The 9,180-nt window shown below is 32.3% G+C and carries 5 protein-coding genes; 4 read left to right on the plus strand and 1 reads right to left on the minus strand.

What is annotated here, in order from left to right; genetic code table 11:
• Positions 1-98 precede the first annotated feature (98 nt).
• Together LQ693_RS13670 and LQ693_RS03825 are read left to right on the plus strand one after the other, a co-directional pair.
• Positions 99-4,025 carry a glucosaminidase domain-containing protein gene (locus LQ693_RS13670; protein ID WP_275584170.1) on the plus strand — a complete coding sequence of 1,309 codons (3,927 nt, stop codon included), beginning with the start codon at positions 99-101 and terminating at the stop codon, positions 4,023-4,025.
• A 148-nt stretch (positions 4,026-4,173) separates the two neighbouring features.
• The gene (locus LQ693_RS03825; protein ID WP_107565985.1) at positions 4,174-5,175 is read left to right on the plus strand and encodes an acyltransferase family protein; all 1,002 of its coding nucleotides are present in this window, start codon (positions 4,174-4,176) and stop codon (positions 5,173-5,175) included.
• A 52-nt stretch (positions 5,176-5,227) separates the two neighbouring features.
• Here the strand turns inward: LQ693_RS03825 and LQ693_RS03830 are convergent, their stop codons facing one another.
• Positions 5,228-5,764: a hypothetical protein gene (locus tag LQ693_RS03830; protein ID WP_107565984.1), complete on the minus strand. Its 537-nt coding sequence runs from the start codon at positions 5,762-5,764 to the stop codon at positions 5,228-5,230.
• A 126-nt stretch (positions 5,765-5,890) separates the two neighbouring features.
• Between LQ693_RS03830 and LQ693_RS03835 the strand changes: the two genes are divergently transcribed.
• Together LQ693_RS03835 and LQ693_RS03840 are read left to right on the plus strand one after the other, a co-directional pair.
• Positions 5,891-7,048 carry an aminotransferase class I/II-fold pyridoxal phosphate-dependent enzyme gene (locus LQ693_RS03835; protein WP_107573101.1) on the plus strand — a complete coding sequence of 386 codons (1,158 nt, stop codon included), beginning with the start codon at positions 5,891-5,893 and terminating at the stop codon, positions 7,046-7,048.
• 15 nt (positions 7,049-7,063) lie between these two features.
• The gene (locus LQ693_RS03840; RefSeq protein WP_107565982.1) at positions 7,064-8,662 is read left to right on the plus strand and encodes a M20/M25/M40 family metallo-hydrolase; all 1,599 of its coding nucleotides are present in this window, start codon (positions 7,064-7,066) and stop codon (positions 8,660-8,662) included.
• Positions 8,663-9,180: the final 518 nt, after the last annotated feature.

Raw genomic sequence — 9,180 nt, forward strand, 5'->3', positions numbered from 1 at the left:
TATTAAAGTTACATTACATTTCATAAAAAGTTCATCTTTTAATATTAAAAAGCCTTATACTGTTTATAAATAAATACCTATACAAAAGGAGATTGTTTATGGATAAAAAATTCTATTACAAAACCCCCGCACTTGTAGCAATGACTCTAGCAGGTACTACGCTCGTATCACATCAAGTTAATGCAGAAGAACAAACAACAAACAAAGAAAATAAAAACATCATTGAACAACATGATAATGCTAGTCAAATTCAAGATGAACAAAAAGAATTAAAAAGCCAATCTTTAAACGTTTCAGGTACGAAAGAATATAAAGATCCTTCTATCATTGATGAACCAAAACAAGAAGTGGAAAATACAGCTGATGCAACAGTACAACCTACTTCTAACGAAGATGAGCAAGACACTGAAGTTGCTCCTACTGAAGATAACTCTGAAGTTACAAACAACCAAGAAGTTGCTGATGACTCAGTTCAACCTACTTCTAATGAAGAAAATCAAGACACAAAAGTAGCTTCTGATGAAGATAACTCTGAAGTTACGAATAACGAAGAGGTTTCGGATGACTCAGCTCAATCTAATTCTAACCAAGTAGATCAAAACACTAATGTAGCTACTACTGAAAATAATACTGAAGTTACAAAGAACGAAGAGGTTTCGGATGACTCAGCACAAACTACTTCTAACGAAGAAGAGCAAAATTCTGATGTAGCTTCGACTGAAGATAATACTGAAGTTACAAACAACCAAGAAGTTGCTGATGACTCAGTTCAACCTACTTCTAACGAAGATGAGCAAAATTCTGAAGTAGCTTCTACTGAAGATAATACTGAAGTTATAAACAACCAAGAAGTTGCTGATGACTCAGTTCAACCTACTTCTAACGAAGATGAGCAAGACACTGAAGTAGCTTCTTCTGAAGATAATACTGAAGTTACAAACAACGAAGACGTTTCTGATGACTCAGTTCAACCTACTTCTAATGAAGAAGAGCAAAATTCTGATGTAGCTCCTACTGAAGATAACTCTGATGTTACGAACAACGAAGAGATTTCTGAAGATATTACTCAAACTACTTCTAACGAAGAAGAGCAAAAATCTGATGTAGCTTCTTCTGAAGATAACTCTGAAGTTACGAATAACGAAGAGGTTTCTGAAGACACAGTTCAACCTACTTCTAACGAAGAAGAGCAAAACACTAATGTAACGTCTACTGAAGATAATACTGAAGTTACAAACAACGAAGAAGTTTCTGAAGACACAGTTCAACCTATTTCTACTAATGATGCTCAAAATACTGAAGCGGCTACTAGTACTCAAAACGACAAAGTTCAATTAGAAACTGCTAGTGTTCAACCACGAGTTAGCACTTTTGCATTTAGATCTGTAAGTAGTGCGCCTGTTGTTAAAAAAGCAGTAGCTACTACTAGTTCTTATAGTCCTACAGTAAGTTCATCAATAAATAGTCAAATTAGAAATAATAATTATGCAGTGCCGACATATGTTGAAGATTTTTCAAGTCATATTCCTAAAATTCCATATCGTAATGGTGTTGGTAAACCTGAAGGAATTATTGCACATGAAACTGCAAATCCTAATTCAACAATTCAAGGTGAAATTGCATATATGAAAAACAACTACGAAAGTGCTTTTGTACATGCCTTTGTAGATGATAATAATATTATTGAAGTTGCGCCAACTGATTACTTAGCTTGGGGTGCTGGTGGTGTCGCAAATGAACGATTTATACATGTTGAATTAGTTCGTGTATATGGTGGAGATCGTTTTGCTCGCTCTATTAACAATTATGCAGATTATATCGCAACTAACTTATCATATTATGGCTTACCATTTGATAGTGCTGAAAATGATGGTACTGGTACTTTATGGTCTCATGATGCCGTTTCAAGATATCTAGGTGGCACGGATCATAGTGATCCATATGGTTGGTTTGCAGAAAATAATTATACTTTTAATGAGCTTGTAGATTTAGTGCGTGAAAAATATTTATATAAAACAGGTAGCGCAACTCAACCTACTACTCCTGTAGTGTCTAAACCTAAAACTACTACTCCTGTAGTTTCTAAACCTAAAACGACTACACCTGTAACGTCTAAACCTAAGACTTCTACGCCTGTAGTTTCTAAGCCTAAAACGACTACACCTGTAACGTCTAAACCTAAGACTTCTACGCCTGTAGCGAGTCTTGCTAAAACAGTAGTTGTTAACTATAAAGGTAAAGTTAATACAAATGCATCAGGTGTCTATAGTTCAGTTTATGATACTAAAACAAAATCAGCTGCTAACAAAGTTGGTAAAACATTTAATATCGGTAAACAATCTAACTATAACAACCAAGTATATTATTTATTACAAGATAATAACGGTACACCTTTAGGTTGGGTGAAATCTAGTGATATTCAACTGCAAAATAATACTAAAGCAACTCCGAAACCTGTTGCTTCTAACACAGCGAAACCTAAAGCAACTCCGAAACCTGTTGCTTCTAACACTGTGAAACCTAAAGCAACTCCGAAACCTGTTGTTTCTAACACAGCGAAACCTAAAGCAACTCCGAAACCTGTTGCTTCTAATACAGCGAAACCTAAAGCAACTTCTAAACCTGTTGCTTCTAACGCAGTGAAACCTAAAGCAACTTCTAAACCTGTTGCTTCTAATACAGCGAAACCTAAAGCAACTTCTAAACCTGTTGCTTCTAAGACAACAAAGGCAAACGCAGTTGCTAAAACAGTTCGTGTTAACTATTTAGGTAAAGTTAATAAAAATATTTCTGGTGTATATACTTCTGTATATGATCAAAAAACTGTACCTGCAATCAACAAAGCAGGAAAAACATTCAAGATTGGTAAACAATCAACTTATAACAATCAAACATATTATCTACTTCAAGATAATAATGCTATTCCATTAGGATGGGTAAACGCTAAAGACATTCAATTGCAAAAAGTAACAACACAACCAAAAGTTGTTAATAAACCAACTGTCGCTCAACCTAAAAAGACTAATGCTATAAAATCAAGTGCTGTTAACAATCAACCTATTGTCTTAAAAGAGAACTATCAAAATTACTTAATTTTTGATAACAGTGGATATTTCTATAGTGAACCTTCAGTATCTAAAAAGACATTACTTGGTTCATTACAAAACTACCAATATTCATACTTTAAAGTGATTACATCTCAAAAAGTTGGTAATGAATTATGGTATAAAGGTTTATTAAATGGTAAAACTGTATGGATTAATGCTAAGTATTTACAACTCGCTACAGAATCAACAAATATTTCAACTAGCCCATACACGTTAGATCAAGCTGTTGATATTCAAATGGCATTAAGAAATGGTACTGAACCTAAAAAAGTATTAGCAAGTGGTATTAGAAATGCTACGAGAGCTGAAGTTAAAGATGCAATGGATACAAGTAAGTATGTAAACGATCCAGTTCAAAAATATCAATTTTTAGACTTAAACAAATCTCAAAATATTTCAGTAACTAAACTAAATGACTTGTTACGTGGAAAAGGAATTCTTGAAAATCAAGGTAGTGCCTTTAGCCAAGCTGCAAAAGCAGTAGGTATTAATGAAATTTATTTAATTTCACATGCATTATTAGAAACTGGTAACGGTACAAGTGATTTAGCTAACGGTGGAGCAATTGACCAAAATGGTAATGTTGATTTAAATGCACAAACAAAATATTATAATATGTTTGGTGTTGGCGCTATTGATAAAAATGCATTATACGGCGGAATTAAATATGCTCAACAAGCAGGATGGAACACACCTGAAAAAGCAATCCTAGGTGGTGCTCAATTTATAGCTAATAATTACATTAAATCAGGACAAAACACACTTTATAAAATGAGATTTAATCCACAAAATCCAGGGGTTCATCAATATGCAACAGGCATAGACTTCGCTAAGTCTAATGCAAAACGAATTAGCGACTTCTATCAACAGATTCAAACAGACGGTCAATATTACGATGTCGACCAATATAAAGCATAATATTAAAGTAAAAACCAATGCCTTTAATAAGGCATTGGTTTGATTTTATAGTGTTAACGAAATAAAATTATTTGTACTTTTGAAAAATTTAATTTATAATCTACATTTCAAGCAAATTGTAGATTATCGTTTTAGGAGAGCACTTTTCATGGCAAACGAAAAAGAAAGAGACCATTATTTTGATAACGCACGATTTTTCTTAATTGTGCTAGTTGTATTCGGTCATTTAACAAGATCTTATGTTAATGAAAGTCATATTTTCAAAGCACTATATATGTTTATTTATAGTTTCCATATGCCAGCATTCGTACTGATATCAGGATTCTTTGCTAAAGGCGTAGGAAAACCAGGTTACATAAAAAAAATTACTATCAAACTGTTACTACCCTATTTAATATTCCAATTATTTTATGGTTTATATTACTACTATATTGATAGAGACGATACATTAAATATTAGTCCCTTCGATCCACAATGGGCAATGTGGTTCTTAGTAAGTTTATTCTCATGGCATATTATTTTGCACTTTGTGAGAAACTTCAATCCATATATCACATTTACAGTAGCAATATTATTAGGTTTAGTTGTCGGTTATTTTGACTTTATTAATGCAAAACTTAGTCTATCAAGAACATTTGTATTCTTCCCAATTTTCCTATTAGGCTATTACATCAATAAAGAACAATCATTTATTTTAAGAAATAAAAAGCATATTTGGTTATCTTCCATTAGTTTAATTGTTATTTTCATTGCTTATTTACTAACTGATTATAACTTTGAATGGTTATTTGGTAGCAAACCTTACTCTGCACTTGAAGGCGATGTAGACGTTTATAGTGCATTAAAAAGATTATTCATATATGTTGTCATTTTCGTTTCAACATTTAGTTTCTTAAACTTAATACCAGAACGTAAATTACCATTAACTTATATTGGTTCAAGAACAATGTTTATTTATTTACTACACGGACTTTTCGTAGGTCTATTCCGTTCAAAAGAATGGGATCAAATGTTATTAGACCAACCTTATGTTTGGGTTGCAATCATTCTTATAACAATTGCTATTGTTTACTTCTTTAGTAGCGATCTTGTAAGACATTACGCAAATCCTGTTGTTAACATTAAAAAGCCACCAAAAAAGAAAAAATAAATATAGAAAAGCCAATCCTTTGAGTACATAACTTAAGGATTGGCTTTTTTGTTTATCTAATTAATGTTGCATACGATATCGTTCCGATAAATTTATCTTCACTATTTAATAAATAGGCTGGTATTTGTACATGTTTATGTGTAATGGGCGCTAACTCATGATTGTTATTATAAAGATTTTCTAATACTTCATAGCTCGCACTTAATAAGTATGTTAAATAATCTACCCACTCTTGCGTATACGGTGTATCTGACTGAATAAATAATATTGGATTCTCTTTTTTAGACGTTGGTTGCATAAAATCAGAAACAAATTTTCTTTCGTCTAACGATAGTTCTTCTTTCACTTTAAATTTAATATGAAATTGCGCATTCTTAATAAGCCGATTATCTTGCCCGAAATAATATCGATGAAAATGTGGTAATTGAGCTTCCGCTCTACAAATATGTATTGAATCTTCTTCAAATGAAACCATCCATTGTTCTTCATTATTTTGTATCAATACAAACGTTGGATGTGGTAACCAATCAAAAATATTTAAAGATAATAGTAACTTTAATCGTTGATTCATATTAGCTAAATTCACCATATAAACATCCCCTATTATTGTAATGTTTCCCTTATTGTAATACGTTTTCTAAATTTTTGCTATATTCATTTATTTGTATGCTTTTTAAAGTTATAATTAAACTATCGTTTTGAAGAGGTGAAAAAAATGCAATTACCATTAAATAAATTTGCATCTCAACTTCAAGTGTCTGGTATTAGAGCGATATCTAACCGTATACCTGAAATTGATGATGTGATTAACTTAACAGTTGGTCAACCCGATTTTCCTGTACCAACAAGTGTTAAAGATGCAATGAAAGATGCAATTGATCATAACTTTACATCTTATTCTCATAATGCTGGTTTACCAGAATTGCGAAAAATCGTTGCACAATATTATAAAAATCGCTTCAATGCTTCATTTGAAACAGATGAAATCCTCATCACTAATGGTGCAAGCGAAGCATTAGACACAACTTTAAGAGGAATTCTTGAACATGGCGATGAAGTATTAATTCCTTCACCAGTATATGCTGGGTATGTCCCCCTTATCGAACTGTTAGGTGCTAAGCCTATATACATAGATACTACCCAAACTGGCCTTAAAATAACGCCTGAATTAGTTAAATCTCATATTACTGATAAGACAAAAGCTATCTTGCTAAATTATCCTAATAACCCTACTGGTATTACGTTGAATAAACAAGAAGTAGAAGCACTTGTTGATGTATTTAAAGATTACCCTATTTATGTAGTCAGCGATGAGATTTATGCTGAGAATACATTTAATCAAACGCATACATCTTTCGCTTCATATGACGCAATCAAAGATCAATGTATTTTACTAGGTGGCTTGAGTAAATCTCATTCAATGACTGGCCTTAGAATTGGCTTTTTATTAGGACCACAATATGTTATGAAACAATTAACATTTGTACATGCCTATAATTGTATTTGTGCGAATGTACCGAGCCAATATGCTGCAATTGAAGCATTAACAAATGCAATTGATTCACCTAAAGAAATGAATAAAGCATATATAGAACGTAGAGATTATGTATACAAGCGATTAATTGAAATCGGCTTTAAATTAAATGAAAAACCTCAAGGTGCATTTTATATTTTTCCACAAATTTCACATTTCGGAATGGATGATTATGAATTCTGTATGAAAGCACTTGAAGATTACCATGTCGCGATTGTACCTGGTTCAGCTTTCACCCATATTGGCAAAGGCTATATTAGAATTTCATATGCTTACAATATAGATGCACTTGAAGAAGGACTGAATAGATTAGAAAGAATGATTCAAGAACTATTTTAAAGGGGCTAGAACACAATGGATTTATTATGGCAAACGTTTGAAGATAGAAGTCATTTACTTAAAAGTTTAGTCAGACATCAATCTATAACACATTCAGAAGGAGAAAAGACTTTTCCTTACTTTTTAAGAGATCAATACTTAAAGTTAGATTATTTTAAGCGTAATGCTCATCAAGTTATGCTGCAACCGACTGGGGATGGTCGTCATGCAGTTCTTGCATATTACAAAGCACCACAATCTAAAAAAACGCTCGTTTGTATAAGTCATTTTGATACGGTAGGTATCGATGATTATAGCGAATATAAAGATGATGCTTTTGATATGGATAAAATTACAGAGAAATTTCGACAAGATATGAAATACTTAACGCCTGATGCTAAAAAAGATATCCAAACGCACAATTATTTATTCGGACGTGGTTCAATGGATATGAAACCAGGTCTTATGATACATATGTCTCTGATAGAAAAAGCAATACATGAATCATGGGATATTAGCATAATCGTTGTTTCAGTACCTGATGAAGAAGTTGAATCTAAAGGTATGCATGCTGCCGTTCAAAAGCTCAATCAAATTCGTAAAGAAGACCATTTAGATATAGCTTTACATTTAAACAGTGAACCTACTTTTTCACAAGCAGAGAATGACCCAAATCATTATGTTTATTCAGGTACAATAGGCAAAATCATGCCTTCAGTATTATGCTATGGTAAAGAAACTCATGTTGGACAACCATTGAATGGTATTAGTTCGAACTACATACAAAGCTTTATTAATAGCAAAATGGAATACTGTACTTTGTTTAAGGAAACATATAAAGATGAAACGACGCCACTTCCTGTCTCTCTCATGAGTAGAGATATTAAAGATCATTATGATGTTCAAACACCATTTAGAACTGTTTCATTATATAATGTATTCTTATTTAACAGAAATGCAGAACAAGCTTTTAAAATTTTTAATGATGTCGTTAAAGATGCCATTCACAATTGTGAAAAAGCATACCAAGAAACATTAAAATCCGAGGGCTTTGATAAAAAGTTATCAATTAATATCTTATCTTTCAAAGAATTAAAAGCACTTGCAATAAAAGAGTATGGTGAAAGTAAAATTAATCAAATCATTGAACAAATTGTTCATGAAATTCCTGATGAAAGAGCACAATCTATAGAAATAACAGATCGATTTATGCATATGTTAAAAGGTTTAGGACCAAGTGTTGTGACATTTTTTGCACCACCTTATTACCCTGCTGCGCACTCTTCTGAAGATCCATTTATTGATGAAATCGTCCAAACTGTTAGTGAGACATCTTTAAAACAGTTTGATAGAGTGTCAAAAAGGCAATATTTCTTTAATGGTATTAGCGATCTGAGTTATGCCAAATATAGACAAGACGATTTAGGATTTGAAAGCTATATTGAGCAAACACCTGTGTTTAATCAATCATACTTTATACCATTTAAAGATATACAAGAAATAAGTGCACCAGTTATTAATATTGGACCTATCGGTAAAGATGCTCATCAAGTAACAGAACGCATCAATATGAAAAGTGCGTTTGAAGAAATACCTACTATTATCGAGCAAGTTATAAGAAAACATTTATTATAAAAATAAGAGTTTGGGACAGAAATGTTCTAGACTCTTTTTCATATTTTCAGAAATATAGTGCTGAACATTGCAAGTGAGGTGTGACTAGCAATGTTGGAGGTCTGAATATTGCAAGTGAGGTGCGACAAGCAATGTTGGAGGACCTTGTATTTATCAAGACTAACCAAACAAGATAAACATACTAAGATTAGCTGTGAAGAAATCTATGACGATAGATTTTTTCACAGCTATTTTTTATAGTTGTAGAGAGAAGTAGACTGAAGAGTCTATTGGGTTTCAAATCCGTAAGATAAACTAGTCAGCTTAACTCTCACCTTTTGAAATTCGGTTGTAGTATGTAGGGCTCTTGAAGTCGTGTATAGGAAAGTGAAATGAGAAAGGTTAATTAAGCTTGGAGCTTCTCAATTAAAATAAGGAGGTTGTTAGATGAATTATTTTGGCATTGATATTAGTAAAAGAACAAGTGTTATTGCCCATTATCAAGACGATATTTTTCAGAAAGAATTCACCATTCAAAA

The sequence above is a fragment of the Mammaliicoccus sp. B-M6 genome (genome assembly GCF_022386965.1).
GTDB lineage: Bacteria > Bacillota > Bacilli > Staphylococcales > Staphylococcaceae > Mammaliicoccus > Mammaliicoccus sciuri_A.